Annotated in this window: 23 protein-coding genes; 15 read left to right on the top strand and 8 right to left on the bottom strand. The window is 65.5% G+C overall.

Annotated features, from left to right (window positions below):
* The first annotated feature begins 157 nt into the window (after window positions 1–157).
* Window positions 158–805 (top strand): hypothetical protein, encoded by a 648-nt coding sequence (locus tag F7R19_RS25650; protein ID WP_317851312.1) that lies wholly within the window; start codon window positions 158–160, stop codon window positions 803–805.
* Window positions 806–920: 115 nt separating this feature from the next.
* On the top strand, window positions 921–1,877 hold the full coding sequence (locus F7R19_RS25645) for a LysR family transcriptional regulator (protein ID WP_150982457.1): 957 nt from the start codon (window positions 921–923) through the stop codon (window positions 1,875–1,877).
* Window positions 1,878–2,075: 198 nt separating this feature from the next.
* Here F7R19_RS25645 and F7R19_RS25640 read toward each other — a convergent pair whose 3' ends face one another.
* Window positions 2,076–2,768 (bottom strand): GntR family transcriptional regulator, encoded by a 693-nt coding sequence (locus tag F7R19_RS25640; protein WP_150982456.1) that lies wholly within the window; start codon window positions 2,766–2,768, stop codon window positions 2,076–2,078.
* A 52-nt stretch (window positions 2,769–2,820) separates the two neighbouring features.
* On the bottom strand, window positions 2,821–4,224 hold the full coding sequence (locus tag F7R19_RS25635; protein ID WP_061953593.1) for a C4-dicarboxylate transporter DctA: 1,404 nt from the start codon (window positions 4,222–4,224) through the stop codon (window positions 2,821–2,823).
* A gap of 399 nt (window positions 4,225–4,623) precedes the next feature.
* On the opposite strand from F7R19_RS25635, the gene F7R19_RS25630 reads away from it, so the two are divergent.
* Both F7R19_RS25630 and F7R19_RS25625 read left to right on the top strand, forming a co-directional pair.
* A complete protein-coding gene (locus F7R19_RS25630) occupies window positions 4,624–5,880 on the top strand; it encodes an allantoate amidohydrolase (protein WP_061953493.1) in 1,257 nt (418 codons plus the stop codon).
* Between the two features lie 64 nt (window positions 5,881–5,944).
* A complete protein-coding gene (locus F7R19_RS25625) occupies window positions 5,945–7,195 on the top strand; it encodes a M20/M25/M40 family metallo-hydrolase (protein ID WP_407648849.1) in 1,251 nt (416 codons plus the stop codon).
* Between the two features lie 139 nt (window positions 7,196–7,334).
* Here the strand turns inward: F7R19_RS25625 and F7R19_RS25620 are convergent, their stop codons facing one another.
* Entirely contained in the window at window positions 7,335–7,850 is a 516-nt protein-coding gene (locus tag F7R19_RS25620; RefSeq protein WP_150982454.1) for a MarR family winged helix-turn-helix transcriptional regulator, read from the bottom strand.
* A gap of 59 nt (window positions 7,851–7,909) precedes the next feature.
* On the opposite strand from F7R19_RS25620, the gene F7R19_RS25615 reads away from it, so the two are divergent.
* The 3 genes from F7R19_RS25615 to F7R19_RS25605 are packed head-to-tail and all read left to right on the top strand — an operon-like array spanning window position 7,910 to window position 9,459.
* Complete coding sequence (locus F7R19_RS25615) at window positions 7,910–8,371, top strand: carboxymuconolactone decarboxylase family protein (protein WP_150982453.1); 462 nt, start codon at window positions 7,910–7,912, stop codon at window positions 8,369–8,371.
* Window positions 8,371–8,820, top strand: a complete 450-nt coding sequence (locus F7R19_RS25610; RefSeq protein WP_061953501.1) for a GNAT family N-acetyltransferase — start codon at window positions 8,371–8,373, stop codon at window positions 8,818–8,820. The genes F7R19_RS25615 and F7R19_RS25610 overlap by 1 nt, the downstream gene beginning before the upstream one ends.
* A 15-nt stretch (window positions 8,821–8,835) precedes the next feature.
* Window positions 8,836–9,459 (top strand): FMN-dependent NADH-azoreductase, encoded by a 624-nt coding sequence (locus tag F7R19_RS25605; RefSeq protein WP_150982452.1) that lies wholly within the window; start codon window positions 8,836–8,838, stop codon window positions 9,457–9,459.
* Here F7R19_RS25605 and F7R19_RS25600 read toward each other — a convergent pair.
* A complete protein-coding gene (locus F7R19_RS25600) occupies window positions 9,448–10,074 on the bottom strand; it encodes a GNAT family N-acetyltransferase (protein ID WP_223505864.1) in 627 nt (208 codons plus the stop codon). The genes F7R19_RS25605 and F7R19_RS25600 overlap by 12 nt on opposite strands.
* 278 nt (window positions 10,075–10,352) lie before the next feature.
* On the opposite strand from F7R19_RS25600, the gene arsC reads away from it, so the two are divergent.
* On the top strand, window positions 10,353–10,712 hold the full coding sequence (arsC, locus tag F7R19_RS25595) for an arsenate reductase (glutaredoxin) (protein WP_150982451.1): 360 nt from the start codon (window positions 10,353–10,355) through the stop codon (window positions 10,710–10,712).
* Between the two features lie 102 nt (window positions 10,713–10,814).
* On the opposite strand, the gene F7R19_RS25590 is transcribed toward arsC, so the two are convergent.
* From F7R19_RS25590 to F7R19_RS25580, 3 genes are all read right to left on the bottom strand, one after another.
* Window positions 10,815–11,045 carry a hypothetical protein gene (locus F7R19_RS25590; RefSeq protein WP_061953509.1) on the bottom strand — a complete coding sequence of 77 codons (231 nt, stop codon included), beginning with the start codon at window positions 11,043–11,045 and terminating at the stop codon, window positions 10,815–10,817.
* 178 nt (window positions 11,046–11,223) lie between these two features.
* On the bottom strand, window positions 11,224–11,868 hold the full coding sequence (locus F7R19_RS25585) for a 3'-5' exonuclease family protein (protein WP_061953511.1): 645 nt from the start codon (window positions 11,866–11,868) through the stop codon (window positions 11,224–11,226).
* A gap of 4 nt (window positions 11,869–11,872) precedes the next feature.
* Window positions 11,873–12,523 (bottom strand): MBL fold metallo-hydrolase, encoded by a 651-nt coding sequence (locus F7R19_RS25580; protein WP_150982450.1) that lies wholly within the window; start codon window positions 12,521–12,523, stop codon window positions 11,873–11,875.
* A gap of 284 nt (window positions 12,524–12,807) precedes the next feature.
* Between F7R19_RS25580 and F7R19_RS25575 the strand changes: the two genes are divergently transcribed.
* Window positions 12,808–13,584, top strand: coding sequence for a septal ring lytic transglycosylase RlpA family protein (locus F7R19_RS25575; protein ID WP_211922793.1), 777 nt, complete (start codon window positions 12,808–12,810; stop codon window positions 13,582–13,584).
* A gap of 121 nt (window positions 13,585–13,705) precedes the next feature.
* Here F7R19_RS25575 and rsmI read toward each other — a convergent pair whose 3' ends face one another.
* Entirely contained in the window at window positions 13,706–14,629 is a 924-nt protein-coding gene (rsmI, locus tag F7R19_RS25570) for a 16S rRNA (cytidine(1402)-2'-O)-methyltransferase (protein ID WP_061953513.1), read from the bottom strand.
* A 15-nt stretch (window positions 14,630–14,644) separates the two neighbouring features.
* On the opposite strand from rsmI, the gene F7R19_RS25565 reads away from it, so the two are divergent.
* The 6 genes from F7R19_RS25565 to F7R19_RS25540 all read left to right on the top strand — a co-directional run bounded on the left by F7R19_RS25565 (window position 14,645) and on the right by F7R19_RS25540 (window position 19,552).
* Entirely contained in the window at window positions 14,645–15,052 is a 408-nt protein-coding gene (locus F7R19_RS25565; protein ID WP_061953515.1) for a YraN family protein, read from the top strand.
* A gap of 30 nt (window positions 15,053–15,082) precedes the next feature.
* Entirely contained in the window at window positions 15,083–15,670 is a 588-nt protein-coding gene (locus tag F7R19_RS25560; RefSeq protein WP_061953517.1) for a phosphoheptose isomerase, read from the top strand.
* Between the two features lie 190 nt (window positions 15,671–15,860).
* Window positions 15,861–16,706, top strand: coding sequence for a BON domain-containing protein (locus tag F7R19_RS25555; RefSeq protein ID WP_061953519.1), 846 nt, complete (start codon window positions 15,861–15,863; stop codon window positions 16,704–16,706).
* A 22-nt stretch (window positions 16,707–16,728) separates the two neighbouring features.
* Window positions 16,729–17,127, top strand: a complete 399-nt coding sequence (locus F7R19_RS25550; RefSeq protein ID WP_084003811.1) for a c-type cytochrome — start codon at window positions 16,729–16,731, stop codon at window positions 17,125–17,127.
* A 7-nt stretch (window positions 17,128–17,134) separates the two neighbouring features.
* The gene (locus F7R19_RS25545; protein ID WP_150982449.1) at window positions 17,135–18,409 is read left to right on the top strand and encodes an NAD(P)/FAD-dependent oxidoreductase; all 1,275 of its coding nucleotides are present in this window, start codon (window positions 17,135–17,137) and stop codon (window positions 18,407–18,409) included.
* A gap of 249 nt (window positions 18,410–18,658) precedes the next feature.
* Entirely contained in the window at window positions 18,659–19,552 is an 894-nt protein-coding gene (locus F7R19_RS25540; protein ID WP_150982448.1) for an EamA family transporter, read from the top strand.
* The last annotated feature ends 122 nt before the right edge of the window (window positions 19,553–19,674 follow it).

Below are 19,674 nucleotides of genomic sequence, written 5' to 3'. Positions count from 1 at the left end.
CGCGGCGCTGGTGCACCGCTGAATCCGTCGACGCGGGCGCTGCGATCAAACGGCGGCGTTTTTCCTATCGGCAGCAGCCACGGTGGGGCCACAATAGCGGGTTTCGAAACGCCATTGCCTTGCCATGTACACGCGGCTGCCGACAAATCTCGAATTGATGGAAGCATTGCAGACGGCGCCGGCCGAAAAGGCGCGGGACAGCCGTCTGGTGACGGTGCTATGGGGCGGATTCGTGCTTGCGCTGGTGCCGACGCTGGCGGTCGGCGCGGGTCTGGTGTGGTGGCATCAGGTCCTGAAGCAGGCGCCGCCGGCGTGGCTGCCGGACGTTTTTCACGTGCTGCTGGGCGTGAGCGCGCTGTTCTACGTGGCGGCTTGGCTGACGCGGATGCTGGGCAGGCGCGATGCACTGCGGCACCCGATGCACTGGCTCGCGCAGCGTATCGACGCGCAACTGGCCGTGGAAAATGCGCTGCTGCTGCGTCTGGGCCGGATTCCCGCGCTGCAGTTGCGCGCCCGGCAGCGCCGCATCGAGTTGCAGGCGCGCTTATGGGAAGGCGGCGCGCGCACGGTGGCGGTGATCCTGGCTATCGGCCCGGCGGCAGCCGTACTCGCGCATGGCTTGCCGGCGACGACGTCCGGACAGGCGCCCATTCTGGTGGCGATCTACGGCGCGGTGGTGGTCATCGGCGGCGCGTTCGCGCTGTTCGCCCAGTGGCAGTGCAGTGCGCCGCTGCGACGGCTGGCGCATGTCCTGAGCGAGGCAGCGGAGATTAACGAAGCGCTGGCCCGGCGTCAGCAACCGTAGCGGCGGCGCCATGGCGCGGCGCGCTGCATGCGCCGCATAGCGTTCCGGAGATGCGCGGCAAGCCTTCCATGCCTCACAATGCGACGGCAGGAGACAATCGGCTTAGCTGGCCCCTATGGACAAACTCAAACAGATAGAAGCGTTTATCGCCGTGGTCGAGCACGGCAGCATGGCCGCGGCGGCCCTGACGCAGGGCGTCACGCCGGTCATGATCGGCAGGCGCATCAACGCGCTGGAAGCACGCATCGGCGTCAAGCTGCTGCATCGGTCGACACGCAGAATCGTCGTGACCGAACAGGGCGCGGCGTTTATGGAGCAGTGCAAAAAGGCGCTGGCCGATCTCGATCGCGCGGAAATGCTGATCGCCGAAGGCAAACACAAGGCCACCGGCCATTTGATCGTGTCGGCGCCGGCCGCGTTCGGCCGCAAGCATGTTGCGCCGCACGCGCCAGCGTTCCTGGCCGCCAATCCCGAAGTCCAGATCTCGTTCAACCTGACCGACCGCGTGGTCGATTTGGTGCGCGAGGGCTACGACGTGGGGATCCGCATTGGCGGTGCGATCGATCCCAACTTTGTCGCCATCAAGCTGGCCACCAACAAACGCGTGGTGTGCGGCACGCCTGCATATTTCGCCAGGCACGGCGTGCCGCACACGCTCGAAGATCTGGAAAAACACAACTGCCTCGCGTTCAACCTGCAGGGCGGACAACAGCGCGGCTGGTATTTCCAGCAGAACGGCAAGACCGTGACGGTGCGCGTCAACGGCAACCTCGATTGCAACGACGGCGAGCTGCTGCATCGCTGGACCGGAGAAAGCCTGGGACTTGGCTGGCGGTCCACATGGGAAATTCTTCCGCAGCTGGAAAGCGGCGAGCTGATTACCGTGCTGGACGAATACGCGCTGCCGGACTACGACATCCTGGCCGTGTATCCGCAGCAGCGTCCGGTGCCGGCCAAGATCCGCTTCTTTATCGAGCATCTGAAACAGGCTTACACCAAGCCCGGCTACTGGACCGAGCGCAGCAGCAGTTGGACGACTGCGGCGACTGCAGCGGCCACGGCGGCCGGGTAAGGCAGGCCGGTAAGGCCAGCCGGCGCACAAATGAAAAACAAATGAAAAAGCCCGCAGCCGTTGCGGTCTGCGGGCAGCCCTTCTTGCGAAGGGCGGGGAGAGCTCATGAAGTGCGCCCCCGCAACTCCATGGCGAGACGAATCATGCGCCTCGCACCCCGTCCCCGTCCTTGATAGCGATCAAGCGCAAAGCAAAGGATCAGGCCAGCAACGCGGCAACCAAGTCCTTGCCGCGCGTCGCAGCGGGAATTTCGTCGAAGTGCAACGCGCTTTCGACGTGGTTCAGGTGTTCCACCATCAGGCTGACCGCCAGATCCGCATCGCCGGCCTTGGCCGCGTCGATGAACGCGCGGTGTTCGTCGGACGAGCAGGTGGCGTCGCGACGGCTCTGGTAGAGCATCGTGATCACCGCGCTGCGCATCGACAGCTCGCGCATGATTTCCGTCAGCACATTGTTGCCAGCCACTTCCGCCAGCACGATATGGAAATCGCCAAGCAGGCGCGTGCGCGTCTGCGCGTCGCTGCCGCTCAGCGACTTGCGTTCGGCCGAAAGATGCTTCTCGATGCGCTTGTAGTCCGCCGCCGTCGCCTTGGCGACGAATTCGCGCGCCAGCGCCGCCTCCAGGATGCGGCGCACGGCAAAGACCTCGCGTGCTTCCTCGGCACTTGGCTTGGCCACGAACGCGCCCTTGTCCGGCACGATCTGGATGACCTTGTCTTTGGATAGCATCAGGAGCGCCGCGCGGACCTTGGTGCGGCTGACGCGATAGACGCTCGCCAGCGCCTCCTCGCGCAGCTTGGTGCCCGGCGGCAGCCGGTGCGAGACGATGGCGGCGACGATGTCGTCGGCAATCGCCTCGGAGGTCATGTCTGGATCGATGTGCTCGGGCATGGTGTCGCGCGACTGTTGCCTGCTCCGCGCGTGGAAATGGGATGGCGTGATTCTAGCGCCCCGAGGCCACACCGGGCAGCGATGCCGGCACAGGGACTTCCCCGGGGGTTTGCGCCGCTGCCGACAGGCCCTCGTCGAGGTCGCCCGCGGGGATGGCGCCGTCGAGTACCGCGTGCGCCCGCTCGCGGTCGATATCGCGCTCCCAGGCTGCCACGACCACCGTCGCCACGCAGTTGCCGATCAGGTTGCCCACCGCGCGCGCGATGCCGATGAACCAGTCCACCGACAGCACCAGCACCAGACCAATCGCCGGAATGGCCGGATGTGCCGAAAGCGTGGCGGCAAGAATCACAATGGCCGAGCCCGGAATGCCATGCGCACCCTTCGAGGTAACCAGCGCCACGGCCAGAATGCCGAGCAGGTCGCCCATCGCCAGCGGCGTATTGGTGGCCTGCGCGATAAATACCGCGGCCAGCGTCAGGTAGATCGAGAATGCGTCGAGGTTGAACGAATACCCGGTAGGAATCACCAGGCCGACCACGGACTTCCTGATGCCCATGAATTCGAGCTTCCTCATGACCTGCGGCAGCACGCTGTCCGATGATGCGGTGCCAAGCACCACCAGCAATTCGGCGCGCAGATAGCGGATCAGCTTGAGCACCGAAAAACCGCACAGTCGCATGATGATGCCAAGTACGCCCAGCACGAACACCAGCACCGCGCCATAGAACAGGATCACCAGAAAACCGAGTTGCTTGAGCGATCCGATACCGTACTTGCCCACCGTGAATGCCACCGCACCCAGCACGCCCAGCGGCGCCAACTTGATGATGAATCCCATCATCTTGAAAAGCGTCTGCGAGAAGTTGTCGATCAGCCTGACCAGGGGCCGGCCGGGCTCGCCGACCAGCGACAGCGCGCAACCGAACAGCACCGACACCAGCAGCACCTGCAGCACGTCGCCGCTGGAAAACGCGCCCATGATGGTGTTCGGAATCAGCTTGAGCAGGAAATCGACCATGCCCGCGCTTTTCACCTTGTCGGCCGATTCCACATACGCGGCCATGGCGGAAGCGTCGAGATTGTGCGGATTGACGTTCATGCCCGCGCCGGGCTGGAACACATAGGCCAGCACCACGCCAAGCGCCAGCGCGATGGTGGTCACGACCTCGAAATACACCACGGCCTTGATGCCGACACGGCCTACTTTCTTCAACTCGCCAGCGCCGCAGATGCCGGCGACCACCACGCAGAACACCACCGGTCCGATCAGCATTTTGATCAGTTTGATGAAGCCGTCGCCAAGCGGCTTGAGCTTGGCCGCGAATTCGGGAAACGCAAGCCCCAGCAGCGTGCCCAGCGCCAGGGCGATCAGCACCTGGCCGAACAGGGAACGAGTGAAGCGAGTGTGCAGGCGTGCACCGGCGGCGCGCTGCGTGGGTACGGCATGCTGCATTGTTGTCTCCATGCCGGGCCTGGTCCGTGGCGCTGTCGGTGATCGATGCGCCATCGGCCGGCCCTGATCTGATTCAGGAATGCCGTCGCACCGGTCAGCAAAGACAACGCTGATGCGGCGTGCGGCGTGGCATCACCGTGACAATCGGCCCGCAGGCCCTTGTCCGGCGCGGAAAGCCCCCCTGTTGAGGCGGAATCCACGCAATCCACTTGTCCGGACTGGATTGTCCGCGGCGGATTGTCGGTGCGTGGAGGCCAATATAGTGCATATCATTTTTGTATGCAATTTTTGAATTCACTGTGCTAACATGAATCGCACAGAATAGAGCCACGGCTTTCGGGCGCCCGCCCGGGGCAGACACTACCGGGCTCACGCACCGCCAGCAGGAGAGACAAACACATGGCAGCAATCACCACGCCGTTGTCCGCCGACATCGGCACCCGCATCATGGCCTGGGCCGACGCCCTGGCCGTTCATACCGACCAGCCCGGCATTCTTACCCGCACCTATCTGACCGACGCGCATCACGGCGCGGCCGCGCAACTGACCGAATGGATGCAGGCGGCCGGCATGACGGTGCGCCGCGACGCCGCGGGCAACGTGATCGGCCGCTACGAAGGCGCGCAGGCCAACGCGCCTGCGCTGCTCACCGGATCGCACTTCGACACCGTGCGCGACGCCGGCCGCTACGACGGCAACCTGGGCGTGATCCTGCCGATCGCCTGCGTGGCCGAATGGCACCGGCAAGGCAAGCGTTTCCCGTTCGCGATCGAAGTGATCGGGTTTGCCGAGGAAGAGGGCGTGCGTTTCAAGGCGACGCTGCTGGGCAGCCGCGCGATCGCCGGGACGTTCGACCACAACGTGCTCGACAACGTCGACGATGCCGGCCGCACGATGCGCGACGTGATGCGCGCGGCCGGCTTCGACGCCGCGCAACTGCCTGCCGCCAGGCATGACCGCGAGAAGGTGCTGGCCTTCGTCGAAGTCCATATCGAACAGGGCCCGGTGCTGCTCAACGAAGGGCTGCCGGTGGGCGTCGTCACGGCGATCTCGGGCGCCACGCGCTTTATCGTCGAACTCGAAGGCCTGGCCGGACACGCCGGCACCGTGCCGATGGACATGCGTCGCGACGCGGCGATGGCCGGCGCGGAAATCGGCCTGTTCATCGAAAAGCGCTGCGGCGGCAAGCCGGGCCTGGTGGGCACGGTAGGCCAGTTCAATGTGCCGAACGGCGCCACCAACGTAGTGCCCGGGCGCGCCGTGTTCTCCATCGACATTCGCGCGGGCGTGGACGCCGAGCGCGAGGCTGCCGTCAATGACGTGCTGGCCGAAATCGAACGTGTCTGCGCGCGCCGCAATGTGCGCGTGCACATCCGTAAGACGCACGAAGCGGCCAGCGTGCCGTGCGCGCCGTGGCTGCAGTCGCAATGGGCCGCCGCGGTGCAGCGCCAGGGCGTGCCCGTGCGTCATCTGCCCTCCGGCGCCGGCCATGACGCCATGGCCATCGCCGCCATTGCCGATGTGGCCATGCTGTTTGTCCGCTGCGGCAACGGCGGCATCAGCCACCATCCCACCGAGACCATGACCGCGGAAGACGCCGAAATCGCGGCGCGCGTGTTTGCCGATTTCGTCGAGCACTTCCAACGTACCCAATAAGCGCGCCGCACGCACGGCGCCCCTCCCAACACTCCAGAGCTAGACGATGACCGCACGAGACAACATGAATCCCATCGAATCCACGCTGATCCAGTACATCGACGCGCACCGCCCGCAGCAGGAAGCTTTCCTGGCCGAGCTGGTGAAAGTGCCGTCGGACAACCCGCCGGGCGACTGCGACGCACATGGCAAGCGCGCGCGTGAACTGCTGGAAGGGCTGGGCTTCAAGGTGGAAGCGCACAAGGTGCCGGAAGACAAGGTCAAGGCGGCCGGCATGATCAGCGCCACCAATCTGCTGGTGCGCAAGACGTTTGGCAACGGCGGTCCGGTGATCGCGATGAACGCGCACGGCGACGTGGTGCCCCCGGGCCTGGGCTGGACCAAGGATCCGTACGGCGGCGAAATCGCCGACAGCGAGCACGGCCCGGTCATGTACGGCCGCGGCGTGGCGGTGTCGAAGTCGGATTTCGCCACCTACGCCTACGCCGTGCTGGCGCTGATCGAAGCCGAGAAGCAGGGCGCCAAGATCAACGGCACCGTGGAGCTGCAATTCACGTACGACGAGGAAACCGGCGGCGACATCGGCCCGAAGTTCCTGCTCGACGAAGGTCTGACCAAGCCCGACTATGCGATTTCGGCCGGCTTCTCGTACGGCATCACGTCGGCGCACAACGGCTGCCTGCACGTGGAAGTCACGGTCAAGGGCAAGCAGGGCCACGCCGCGATGCCGCACACCGGCGTCGATGCCATCGAGGCCGCCACGCACATCCTGCAATCGATTTACGGCCTGCGCGCCGAACTGGCAACGCGCAAGAGCAAGGTGCCGGGCATTGACACCGCAACGCTCAACGTCGGCCTGATCAAGGGCGGAATCAACACCAACGTGGTGCCCGACCTGGTGACGTTCCGCGTGGACCGCCGCATGATTCCCGAGGAAATCGGCTTCGACGCGGAAGGCGAACTGCGCGCCGTGGTGGAGAAGGCCGCTCGCGAGCGTCCGGGCATCGAGGTCAAGGTCGAGCGCATCATCCTGGCCGAGCCGCTGTCGGAACTGCCGGGCGTGGACAAGCTGATCGGCGCGCTCAAGCAACGCGCCGAAGCCGTGTTCGGCGTGGAAATTCCGGTGCAGGGCGTGCCGCTCTACACCGACGCGCGCCACTACACGAGCCGCGGCATCCCGACCGTGCTGTACGGCGCCGGTCCGCGCCCGCTGATGGAAGCGCGCGGCCATAATTCCGACGAGAACCTGCGTCTGAACGACCTGAACCGCGCGACCAAGGTGGTGGCGCTGGCGCTGTCGGACCTGATGCGCTGAGTCCGCGAAGTGCGCCGGCGGTTTTCCGCACCGCTGGCGCCGCAATGAATCCGTAGTTGTGATGCGATGATGGCCCGCGTGACGCAAGTCGGCGGGCCTTTTTTTCATGCCGCGCGCGGGCCTTGTTTCCTGCCGCGCCTTACGCCGTCAGATCGCTGTCCGGCGCGGCCAGGCTGACCAGCCAGCGCCGCACGATCTGTTCTTCTTCCGGGCTGAGCCCGGCGCGCAGTTGCTTGTCCACCTCGGCGGCGCGGACCTTGCACTGCGCCAGCAGCGCGCGCCCCGCATCGCTGAGGGCGACGGTCTGGATGCGGCCGTGAACCGGATGCGGCTGGCGCGCGATCGCGCCCATCTTCTCCAGATTGTTCATGATCACGCTGACCGTCTGCGGCGTCAGCAATGCCAACCGTGCGATGTCCGCGCCCGATGCGCCCGGATACGCGCCGAGCATCGTCAGCACAAAAAACTGCGGCAGCGTCACGCCGAGATCGGCCAGCGCGCGCTCCATCTGCAGGCGATTGGCCGCGCTGGCCTGCCGCAACAGATACGCCAGATAGCCGCTTTCGCCACGCTTGCCTTCGCCGGGTGCGGGAATCCGCGTGGTCTCGGCAGCAAGCCCGGCGCTTTTCCCCTTCGACGACAGGGTCTTCCTCATAATGTCAGAGCTCTTATATTAATCTTCGAACTCTGACATCTTACCCGAAGGAGTCGAAGATGGATTTCCAGGCTTTCACACGGACGGCCCCCGATGTGTACGCGGCCCTGAGCGGCGTTAGCAAGGCGGTCACGACGGCCGGCATGGACCCCGCGCTGACCGAGCTCGTGAAGCTGCGCGTCTCGCAAATCAACGGCTGCGCGTTCTGCCTGCAGTTTCACCTGAACATCGCGCGCAAGCTCGACATCGATCCGCGCAAGTTCGATCTGCTGGCCGGCTGGCGTGACGCGGGCATCTACACGGCGCGCGAAACGGCGGCACTGGACTGGGCCGAGGCGCTCACCCGCATGAGCGATGGGCCCGCCCGCGACACCGCGCTGGCAGACGCGCGCGCCGTCTTCAGCGACGACGAACTGGTGTTCCTGGCCGCCACGGTTGCGTCGATCAACGCCTGGAACCGTATCGCCGTGGGACTGCACTTTCCGCCGCCGCCCGCCGATGCGCCGGCCGGAGCGCGCTGATGCAAATCGCCGCCGCGCAGCAAAATCAGATTCGTCGCATCGACACGCCGGCCGACGTCGCGGCATCCTTTGCGCTGATGCACCAGCTTCGTCCGCATCTGGCCAACGCGGAAGAATTCGTCGCGCGCTGGCAACGCCAGACGCTGGACGGCTACCGGCTGGTCGGGATGTGGCAGGACAACCAGTGGGTGGCGCTGGCCGGCTATCGCCTTGCCGAGAATCTGGTCTACGGCAAGTACTGTTATGTCGACGACCTCGTGACCGATGCCGGCGCGCGCAGTGGCGGCCACGGGCATCAGCTGATGAACTGGCTCAAGGCGGAAACCGCTGCCCAGGGCTGCCGTCAGCTTGTGCTCGACACCCCGCTGACAAACGTGCTGGGCCATCGCTTCTATTACCGCAACGGCCTGCTGGCCCGGGCGCTGCGCTTCAACCATATGATCGACTGATTAGGTCGCAAGACAATGGCAACACTGCTACACCTGAACGTCAGCCCGCGCGGCGATAGGTCCACCAGCCGCCGCGCGGGCGAGATCGTTCGCGCGCAACTGTCGGCGCAGCACGGGCCGCTCGTCGTGATCGAGCGCGACCTGGCTGCCAATCCGCTGCCGCCGATCGGCGCCGCATTCACCGATGCCAATCTGGCGGTGGCCGCAAAGCGCGAAGCGGCCGATCCCTCCGCGCTGGCGTTGTCGGAAGCGCTGATTGCCGAACTCGAAGCGGCGGACATCGTCTTGATCACCACGCCGATGCACAACTTCACACTGCCGGCATCGCTGAAGACCTGGATCGACCTGGTGGTGCGCCCCGAACGCACCTTCGCGGGGACGCCGCAGGGCAAGCAGGGGCTATTGCGCGATCGCGCGGTCCTGGCCGTGGTGTCGTGCGGTGGACGGTTCTCGGATGACGCCGCCAGCCAGAAGGACTTCTTCACGCCGTACCTGAAATACGTGCTGGGCACGATTGGGCTGGCGCGCGTCGAAGTGATGCGCCTGGAAAGCATGACGCGCGGCCCAGACCACGTTGCGCGCGCTTACGACAACCTGCGCGCCTGGTGTGACACCGCCGTGCCGGCCTTACTGGCGTAGTTCGTCAGGGTGGGGAACCGTGGCGTTGCCTGCGCCGAGCGGTCGCTGCATCAGCAAGGTATCGATCCATTCGCCGTGCTTGAGGCCGACCGATTCCAGCCGGCCAACGGTGCGAAAGCCCAGACGCTCGTGCACGGCGACGGACCCGGCACCCTCGCCAGTGGAAGTCATCGCCACGACCGCCACCATCTGGCGCCAGGGGCCCTCTTCGCAGCGCGTGATCAACTCCGCGAGCAGCGCACGACCCAGTCCTTCGCCGGTGTGGCGATGGTCGATGTAGATCGAATCCTCGATGGCGAAGCGATAGGCGCTGCGCGCGCGGTAGCTCGATGCATAGGCATAGCCGAGGATCCTGCCGTCGCGTTCGGCCACGATATAAGGCAGCCCTTTGCGGAGGACTTCGGCAAAGCGCAACTGCATGTCGTCCACGGTTGGCGCGACTTCTTCAAACGATGCGCGTCCGTGCTGGACGTGGTGAGCGTAAATCGCCTGGATCGCGGGGACATCGGCAGGGGTTGCGTCGCGCAGCCGGTACGGCGCGCGGGTGGCAGGTGAAGAAGAATCGGACACGTTATGTTCGGCAGAAAGCGGTTCCGGCACGATGCCGGCCACCATGGTGAATGGACAGCCACGCTACGCACGATACATGCCCGCTTCGCCTGTGCCAATCCACCGCCGAAAAGGGGATATTGACGATGAGTGGCGGACTTGACTGCCGAGCGACCTCATTAACGCGCCAGAGCGACGGCCCTGACTACGCCCCCTGGCAGGCGGACATAGCGACGGGTCCGACCTGGGGTCCTTGCCGCGTTTTCCGCCGCGCGGCCTCGTCAGAGCCGGCGAGCCGTTGTATATAGTGCCGGGATATCTAACGCAGGCAGGAGGAAGCCGTCATGATCACGATTTACCACAATCCCCGATGCTCGAAATCGCGTGAGGCGCTGGCGCTTGTCGAAGCCGCTGCGCCGCGCCTGGGCGAAACCGTGGAGATCGTCGAATATCTGAAGACGCCGCCGACGCTGTCGACGCTGCGGCAACTTCACACCCTGCTGGGCGTGCCCGTGCGGGAAATGATCCGGGACGGCGAGACGGCTTACAAGGAACTCGATCTGGCGGACCCTGGGCTGACCGACGCCGAGCTGCTTGCCGCCGTGGCGGACAATCCCATCCTGCTGCAGCGTCCCGTGGTCGTGCGCGACCATCGCGCGGTGATCGGGCGCCCGCCAGAAAACGTCGCGCCACTGCTGGCCTGACACCTTTGCCGCACCGCAAAAAGCAACACCCAAAATAGAACCGGCCCCCCGCAAGGGAGGCCGGCCGGTCAGTCAGGCGAATCGCTTCAGGCGAGTCGTCGTTTATTCAACACCCAGCCAGTGCATGGCCTCCTGACCGAAACTGATGCCGGCCAGCACGACCAGCAACACAATCGCGGTGACGGCGCTGACATAGATGAGTGCCTTGGCGACTTCGGCGTCTTCCGATGCCGAGTGGAAATGAGCCACGACATCGGCACGTGAGGGTGGGCGGTGCGGCCAGTGAAGTCTGCTGGACAGGTCTTTCAGGTGTAGATCGGGATGGAAACGCATGGTCACACCTCCTCGGCGCACCGTCGCGCGGGGTTTCGAACGGACCTACGCCGTCAATTTCACGATTCCACTATAGGAGAGCGTGCGAAAAATTGTGGTGTTGCTGTCGCGCGGGCGCATGTGGCGTGCCGCACGGACGGCCGTCCCTCACGCAGCCCCGGATCCCGGCGCCAAGGGCTCACTCCGGCGCCGCAGCGTTGCCCGGGGCGCCGGATGCGTCTGAAAGGTTTGCCAGCCGGCCCTCGCGGGCGCGCAACTCGGCCAGCATGTTGCAGAACAACGCCCCCTGTTCCAGTGCGTCGTCCAGCGCGACATGGGTATGCGGCAGCGGATCGTGCCAATGCGGCGGAAATGCGGCTTTCACGGACTTGCGATAGGGGCGTCCCGTCAGGGCAAAACCGAGCGTCTTGATATCGAGCGCGGCCCAGCCAAACGGCGACCGGCCCGCGAAACGCATCATGTACCAGAACATCCAGGTGAAATCGAAGCCGGCCGGAAACGCGACGAACACGGGCTTGCCAGGAAGACTCTCCACCCATTCGACATAGCGCGGCATGACGTCTTCCGGCCGTTCCAGATCCCGACGGCAGGCGGCCCAGGCGTCCGGCTGCGTTTTCCACCATTGCATCTGCACCGGATGTCCCGCCGCGCCGGGCAGTGTTTCCAGATTGGCCGAAAACGTCGCCACCACGGTCTTGTCCGCCAGCATTGCGGCCGATGCAAACGACAGCATCGAATGCGGGCCCGGAATCGGTCCGTCGGCCTCCACATCGGTACTGACGTAAATTTCCGGCCGGGTGTCGGGCGCTTGCTTCTTTGCCATCGCTTTAGGCTGCGTCGATCAGGTGGTCGGCCACGAAAGGATTGCTGCGACGTTCGTCGCCAAACGTGGACACCGGGCCGTGGCCGGGCACGAATGTCACATCTTCGCCAAGCGGCCACAAACGCGTGCGGATGGAGCGGATCAGGTCCGCATGGTTGCCGCGCGGAAAGTCGGTGCGGCCGATCGACCCGGCAAACAGCACGTCTCCCACGATTGCCAGCCGGTTTGCGCGCGAAAAAAACACCACGTGCCCCGGCGTGTGGCCCGGGCAGTGGTAGACCTCGAGCGTTTCATTGCCGAACGTCACCGTGTCACCGTTGTCGAGCCAGCGGTTCGGCTCGAACACTTCCGCATGACCAAAACCGAAGCGGCGCGTCTGCTCGGGCAGTTGCTCGATCCAGAAGCGCTCGTCCTCGTGCGGGCCCTCGATCGGCACGTCGAACTGCCGTGCCAGCGCCGCCGCACCCGCGCAGTGGTCCACATGACCATGCGTCAGAAAGATCTTTTCGAGCGTGACGCCGTTTTCTTCCAGCGCGGCGGTGATGCGGTTCAGGTCGCCGCCGGGATCGCACACCGCGGCGCGTTGCGTGGTCTCGTCGATCAACAGCGAGCAGTTTTGCTGGAAGGGCGTGACGGGGATGAGGATGACTTTCATTTGCGGCTCAATCTGCATTTTTCGCGTCGGTTCCGGCGGGGAACGCGGTGCGCCGTGGGTGGGCCATTGTAGCCCTCGATGCTGCGCCTACTCGGCCGCGAAACGTTTGAATCGTGCGTGAGAAGAATCTGAAAGTTAAGTATCCGCCGCACCTCAGCGATGGCAGGGTAATCGGCGCAATCCCTTGTGTAGCGGTGGATTGCGGGGAATTCGTCGCCGTTTCTTTAGATTTCGTAACAAAATCAAGGCACTAGCTTAAAACGACCGATGATAGACTGCGCGCCATGCTCAGTCTGCCCCTATTCCGTCCCGGGGCCGCGCGCGAGATGGCGCCCGGCTCCAACCGCTTCCTTCGTCAGTGCGCGATCATCGTGTCTGCGCTGGCTTTGGCCGCGTGCGCGACGCCCCCGGGCAGCGACACCGAGACCGCATCGACTAGCGGCGCTATTTCCACCAAGTCCACCCGGGCGCTGACGGGCAAGGCTGCCACGCCGGCCGACCGCACCGACGATCGCGGCAACTGGAATCTTTTCGGCTGGCAAGACGACAACACGCCGACCCAGCCGTCCATCGACGGTCTGCGCGCTGACATGGGTACGTTCGAGCAGCGCGGCACGGCATCGTGGTACGGCAAGGGCTTCCACGGGCGCAAGACCGCCAACGGCGAGCGCTTCGACATGCGCGCCATGACGGCCGCCCATCCGACGCTGCCGCTCGATAGCTGGGTGCTGGTGCGCAACCTGCGCAACAACAAGGTGGCGGTGGTCCGCATCAATGACCGCGGCCCGTATCACGGCAACCGGATCCTCGATCTGTCCTACGCGGCGGCAAAGCGCCTGAGCTTTGTCGACCACGGCGCCACGCAGGTGGAAATCCGCCGTCTCTCGCGTACGGAAGTCGCCGCGCTTGGCCCGAACATCGAGGCCGGCGGGGCGGAAGCCGGTGACGGCAGCGGCGCCGACGACGTCAGCCTGCCCGATACCGCCAACTCGCTGGTGCCGGCCAAGTCCAAGGCAAGGTCGAAGGCTGGCAAGTCCACCACCAAGTACAAGCGCAAGTAAGGCGATGCGGCCAGGTCAGATCCGATTTCTCGACCTCGCCTGTCCCAGCCAGCAACGTCTCTTCCTGATAAGAATTTTCTCAAGCGGCATGATCACGAGCGTGGTCATGCCGTTTTTGTTTTCAGTCGTGGTCCGCGTCCGCCTCGCCGTCCGTGCGTTGCGCCAGCGCCAGCTTGTAGAGCGCATCGGTCTTGGCGCCCGTGATGGCCGACGCCAGCTTCGCGGCGCGCTTGGCTGGCAGTTCGGCCAGCAGCAGCTTCAGCACGCGCGCCGCCTCGGCGTCGGGCGCGTCGGCGTCGCTGCCCTCGGCGCGGCTCGCCCCTTCGATGACAAGCACGAATTCACCTTTGCCGCGCGTCGGCTCCGCCGCCAGCCACGCCGGCGCGTCGGCCACGCGCATCACCGGCGTTTCCTCGAACAGCTTGGTCAGTTCGCGTCCGATCAGGATCCGCCGCGATTCGGGCAACGCTTCGGCCAGCGCCGCCAGCGTGTCCGCAATGCGATGCGGCGCTTCGTAAAGGATCCAGGCGTGATCGAGCGCGGCGCAGTGCGCGATCGCGTCGTTGCGCGCCTTGGCCTTGCCGGGCAGAAACCCGACGAAGGTAAAACGCCCGCCGCCAGCCTCGAGCATGTCGCCCGCCACGGAAAGCGCCGTGACGGCCGCGCTGGGCCCGGGCAGCGGCGTCACGCGCAAGCCGGCTGCGCGCACCGCCTCCACCAGCCGCGCACCGGGGTCGGAAATGCCCGGCGTGCCCGCGTCCGATACATAGGCAATGCGCTCGCCCGCAGCCAGCCGTTCGACGATCCGGACGGCAGCCTCGCGCTCGTTGTGTTCGTGAACCGCCACCAGTGGACGTTGCACGCCCACGCGGCTCAGCAACTGGCCGGTGTTGCGCGTGTCCTCGCATGCGATGGCATCGACCAGACCCAGTACATGCAGCGCCCGCAGCGAAAGGTCCGCGACGTTGCCGATTGGCGTGGCCACCACGTACAGCGTGGCGGGCGGATAGGTCTGGCCGGTGGCCAACTGGGTCCAGTCACTCATGCTTGAGAACTTCCATTGAATCGCTCATTCAAAACCACCACGCCAACCACTACGGCAAAGGGCGCGCTGGCCGAGGACCGGGCGCTGGCCTACCTGAAGCGGCAGGGCCTGGCGCCGGTCGTGCGCAATTATCGCTGCAAAGGCGGCGAGATCGACCTGATCATGCGCGCGCGGGACCAGACGCTGGTATTTGTCGAAGTGCGCCAGCGCCGCGGTCGCGGGTTTGGCGGGGCCGCGCAAAGCATCACGCCGGCCAAGCAGCGGCGCGTGCTCCATGCGGCCGCGCATTACCTGGCCTCGCTCGATCACGTGCCGCCGTGCCGCGTGGATGTCGTGGCGCTGGAGCCGGGCCGGCTGGAGTGGCTGCCCAACGCATTCGACCTGACGTCGATGCACAACGACGCGCCGGACGCTGCGTCATAATGCGCGGGATTGTGCAGATGTCACCTGACCATGAGTATTGAAAGTATCGAACAACATTTCCTGGACAGCGCCGACACCAAGCGGCTGGCCGCTTCGCTGATGGCGCCGCATATCGATGCGGCGGTCGAGCGGATGGTGGCTGCGTTGACCAGCGGGAACAAGATCCTGGTGTGCGGCAACGGCGGCTCCGCGGCCGACGCGCAGCATTTTGCGGCAGAACTGATCGGCCGCTTCGAACGCGAACGCCCCGGACTGGCGGCCATCGCGCTGACCACCGACAGCTCGATCCTGACCGCGATCGGCAACGATTACGATTTTTCCGTGGTGTTCTCCAAACAGGTGGAGGCGCTCGGCCAGCCGGGCGATATCCTGCTGGCGCTGTCCACTTCGGGCAATTCCGCCAACGTCATCACGGCCATCGAGGCCGCGCACCAGCGTGACATGGGCGTGGTGGCCCTGACCGGCAAGGGCGGCGGCAAGATCGCCGCGCTGCTCAGCGAATTCGACATCCACCTGTGCGCGCCGAGCGACCGGACCGCGCGCATTCAGGAAGTGCACTTGCTGACGCTCCATTGCCTCTGCGATGGCATCGACGAGGCGCTTTTAGGCACCGCATGACCGCCACGCTTACATCGCGCCCGAAGTTATCCCGGGTTATCCACATGGCTACCCACAAGCTATGCACAGGTTTCGCGATGTATTCCACAGCGATATCCACAGGCGCTGCGGCGGGCGAGGTAAATCCGCTTGCATTGCAGTCCGTTTCCCGCATCATTTCCGCCATCCATCCGAACAACCAAGACACCGCATGACGAACGTGACCCATCAGAACAAGACTTCGCCGGCCCGCATCGCGCGTACTGCCATTACCGTGGCCGCCCTGGTGGTTTCGGCTACCCAACTGGCCGGCTGCTTTCCAGTACTGGCCGGCGCGGTCGGCACGGGCGTGGTCATGGCGACCGACCGCCGCCCGACCGGCACGCAGACCATCGATCGCGGCCTGCAAGTGGAAATCGACAGCACCTTGAGCTCGCGCTACAACGACAGCCAGGCGCGCGTCAGCACTTCGGTGTTCAACCGCAAGGTGCTGTTGACCGGTGAAGCCGCCAGTGCGGATATCAAGCAGCAGATCGAAAAATACGTGCGCGGTCTGCCCAACACGCGGGAAGTGGTCAACGAGATCGAAATCACCGCTTCGCCTGGCTTCATGACGCGCAGCAATGACGCCTATCTGACCAGCAAGGTGAAAACACTGCTGGTGACGGCCGACGGCGTGCCGGCCAACTCGATCAAGGTGACGACCGACAAGAGCGTGGTGTACCTGATGGGCGTGGTCACCAGCGTCGAAGGCGACAAGGCGACCGACGTGGCGCGCAATGCCAGCGGCGTGCAGAAGGTCGTCAAGGTGTTCGACTACGTAAGCGAAGCAGAGCGCGCGCGCCTGGACCAGGCCACGACTTCGCAGAACGGCAATACCGGCAACGAGGCGGTCGGCACGCCGGCGCCGGTGCAATCGGTGCCGGGTAGCCAGCCGAATGCGCCGGTCACGTCCGATGCGCCGGCATCGATGGGCACGTCGGGCGCCACGACCAGTCCGGTCGCCGCGCCGGTGTCGTCGCCGGTGGCGCTGCCGCCGGGACGCAATCTCCCCTGAGACTGAAACAAAAGGAAGCCACATGAAAGCCCCATTGCGATTGCCGTTGTCCCCCCGCTGGATGGTTGCTCTCGCCGTGGGGCTATGCGCCGCGCCGTTGCTTGCGCAGCCCGCCGCGTCCGGCCCCGTCACGGCCGGTCCGGCGGATTCCGGAAAGCTGACGATCGAAGCCCAGCGCGCGCGGGTGGAGCAGGCGCGCAATCAGGCCGCATCGTGCGCGGTCTGCCACGGCCCCGACGGTCGCCCGCCTGCTGGCAGTCCCGTGCCGCGTCTGGCCGGCCGGTCGCAGGCCGATCTGGTCGAGCTGATGCTCGATTACAAGCTTGGCAAGCGCCCGGGCACCGTGATGCCGCAGATCGCCAAGGGCTACAGCGATACGGAAATCATCGGCATGGCCGCGTGGTTCGCGGATCAGAAGTAGATTCCGCATGCATCGGAGATCCGTACTCAAGGCGGGACTGGCCGCCACGGCGATGGGCTGTCTGTCGCCGCGTCTGGCGCGCGCCGCGGCGCCGGCCCGGGTGGTGGTGGTGGGCGGTGGCTACGGCGGTGCCACGGCGGCGCGCTACCTGCGCTTCTGGAGCCGCGGCGCGGTCGATGTGACGCTGGTCGAGCCCGACGCCGCATTCGTGTCCTGTCCGTTATCGAATCTGGTGGTGGCCGGTTACCGGCGGATGGCCGATATCACGCTGCCGTACGACGCCCTGGCGCGACAGCACGGCGTCCGTCATGTGCGCGACACCGTTGCGGCCATCGATACGGACCGGCGCACGGTGCGGCTTGCGAACGGCGCGACGCTGCCCTACGACCGGCTGGTCCTGTCGCCCGGCGTGGAAATGCAGACCAGCGCGATGCCGGGTCTGGCCCAGGCTGGCCCGGGCGACGACCGGATCGTTCACGCCTGGAAAGCCGGCCCGCAGACGGAAATACTGCGCCGTCAGCTTGCCGCGATGCCCGACGGCGGGGTCTTCGCCATCGCGATTCCCCTTGCGCCGTATCGCTGCCCGCCGGGGCCGTATGAGCGCGCCTGTCTGGTCGCGGACTATCTGAAGCAACACAAGCCGCGCAGCAAGGTGCTGATCTTCGATGCCAATCCGGACATCACGTCCAAAGGCGCGCTGTTCCGCCAGGTGTGGAACACGCGCTACAAGGGGATGATCGACTATCGCCCGCAACACGAAGCCATCGACGTAGATCCCGCCACGCGCACGATCAGATTCGACGTGCAGGACGACGAAAAGGCCGATGTGGTGAATCTGTTGCCGCCGCAGCGTGCGGGGGCCATCGCCGTGTCCGCCGGATTGGCAACGGCCAACGGACGCTGGTGCGAAGTGGACTTCCTCACCATGGCGTCCCATGTGGCGCCGGACATCCACGTACTGGGCGACGCGGTGCAGATCGCGCCGCTGATGCCCAAGTCCGGCACCATGGCCAACCAGCACGGCAAGGTGGCGGCGGCCGCGATCCTGCAACTGCTGGCCGGCCGGCAGCCCGACCCGGCGCCGGTGTACACCAATACCTGCTACAGCTTTACGTCGGCGACGGAGGCGATCCATATTGCCAGCGTGCATCGCTACGATGCGGCACAGAAAACGATGCTGACCGTGCCAGGCTCGGGCGGGTTATCGACGGAGCCAAGCGCCGTGGAAGGCGCCTACGGCATGGCGTGGGCGCGAAGTATCTGGGCCGACATGCTGAGCTGAACTGGGCTGAGCCGGCCGGGCGGGTTTCGGCGGCTTCATGGCCTGTACGATGGCCGCGCCGCGCCGGGCGGCCATTCCCGCAGCACCGGGCGCGCCGCCGCCGGGTCCCCCGCCGACGCGAGGACCGCCAGGCGCATGGAGACTTCGCAACAAAACCGCAAGATCGTGCAACGCGCGGGCGGGGTCGGCTGCTACCCTAGCCATGCCTGACGTCCCGCCCCCGGGGATGTCGGCGCTCCCTTATCGATCATGCAAGCCAAAGACCGTCTTCTTGCCCTCGCCATCATTCTGGTCTGGGGCGTCAATTTCGTAGTGATCAAAGTTGGCCTGGCCGGAGTGCCGCCGATGTTGCTCGGTACGCTGCGCTTCTGCCTGGTGGCGTTTCCCGCCGTCTTTTTCATTCCACGCCCGCGCATTCCGCTGCGCATGCTGGTCGCATATGGCGCTTCGATCAGCCTCGGCCAGTTCGCCTTTCTGTTTTATGCGATGGCGGTCGGCATGCCGGCTGGAATTGCGTCGCTGGTGCTGCAATCGCAAGTGTTCTTCACGGTGGCGATTGCAGCGCTGTGGCTTGGCGAACCGCTGCGCTGGCATAACCTGGCCGGCATGGCGATTGCCGCCGGCGGCCTGGCGCTGATCGGCAGCGGCGCGGCGCATGGCCCGGGCGGCATGACGGCGGCTGGTTTCCTGCTGACGCTCTGCGCTGCGCTGTGCTGGGCCACCGGCAATATCGTCAGCAAGAAGATCGGGGCGGTCGACCTGCTGGGGCTCGTGGTGTGGGGCGCGCTGGTGCCGATCGTGCCATTTGCACTGCTGTCGTTGTGGTTCGAGGGACCCGCGCGCATCGCGCAGGCGCTCACCCATGTCTCGGGCATGGGCGTCTTCGCGGTCTGCTATCTGGCGTTTGTCGCCACGCTGTTCGGCTACACGATGTGGGGCCGCCTGCTGACCCGATACGCCGCCAGCAAGGTGGCGCCGCTGACGCTGCTGGTGCCGGTGATCGGCCTGCTGTCGGCGCACGCGTTGCTTGGCGAGGACCTGGCGATCGTGCAATGGATCGGCGCCGTGGTCGTCATGGCCGGATTGCTGCTCAACGTCTTCGGCAACCGCCTGGGGACCGGCCGGGCGCTGGCGGGCCGCTGATTCCACATGTGAATCATTTGCCGGAAAATATCGGGTTTACCCTTGGGTTGACGCAGATATCCCGGCAATTTCTGCATATGGATATCACTGTCGCGTCTCGTATACCTGCCACTTCTTGAGGC

Source organism: Cupriavidus pauculus (genome assembly GCF_008801835.1).
Taxonomy (GTDB): domain Bacteria; phylum Pseudomonadota; class Gammaproteobacteria; order Burkholderiales; family Burkholderiaceae; genus Cupriavidus; species Cupriavidus pauculus.
This window is presented reverse-complemented; position numbering and strand designations above follow the sequence as displayed.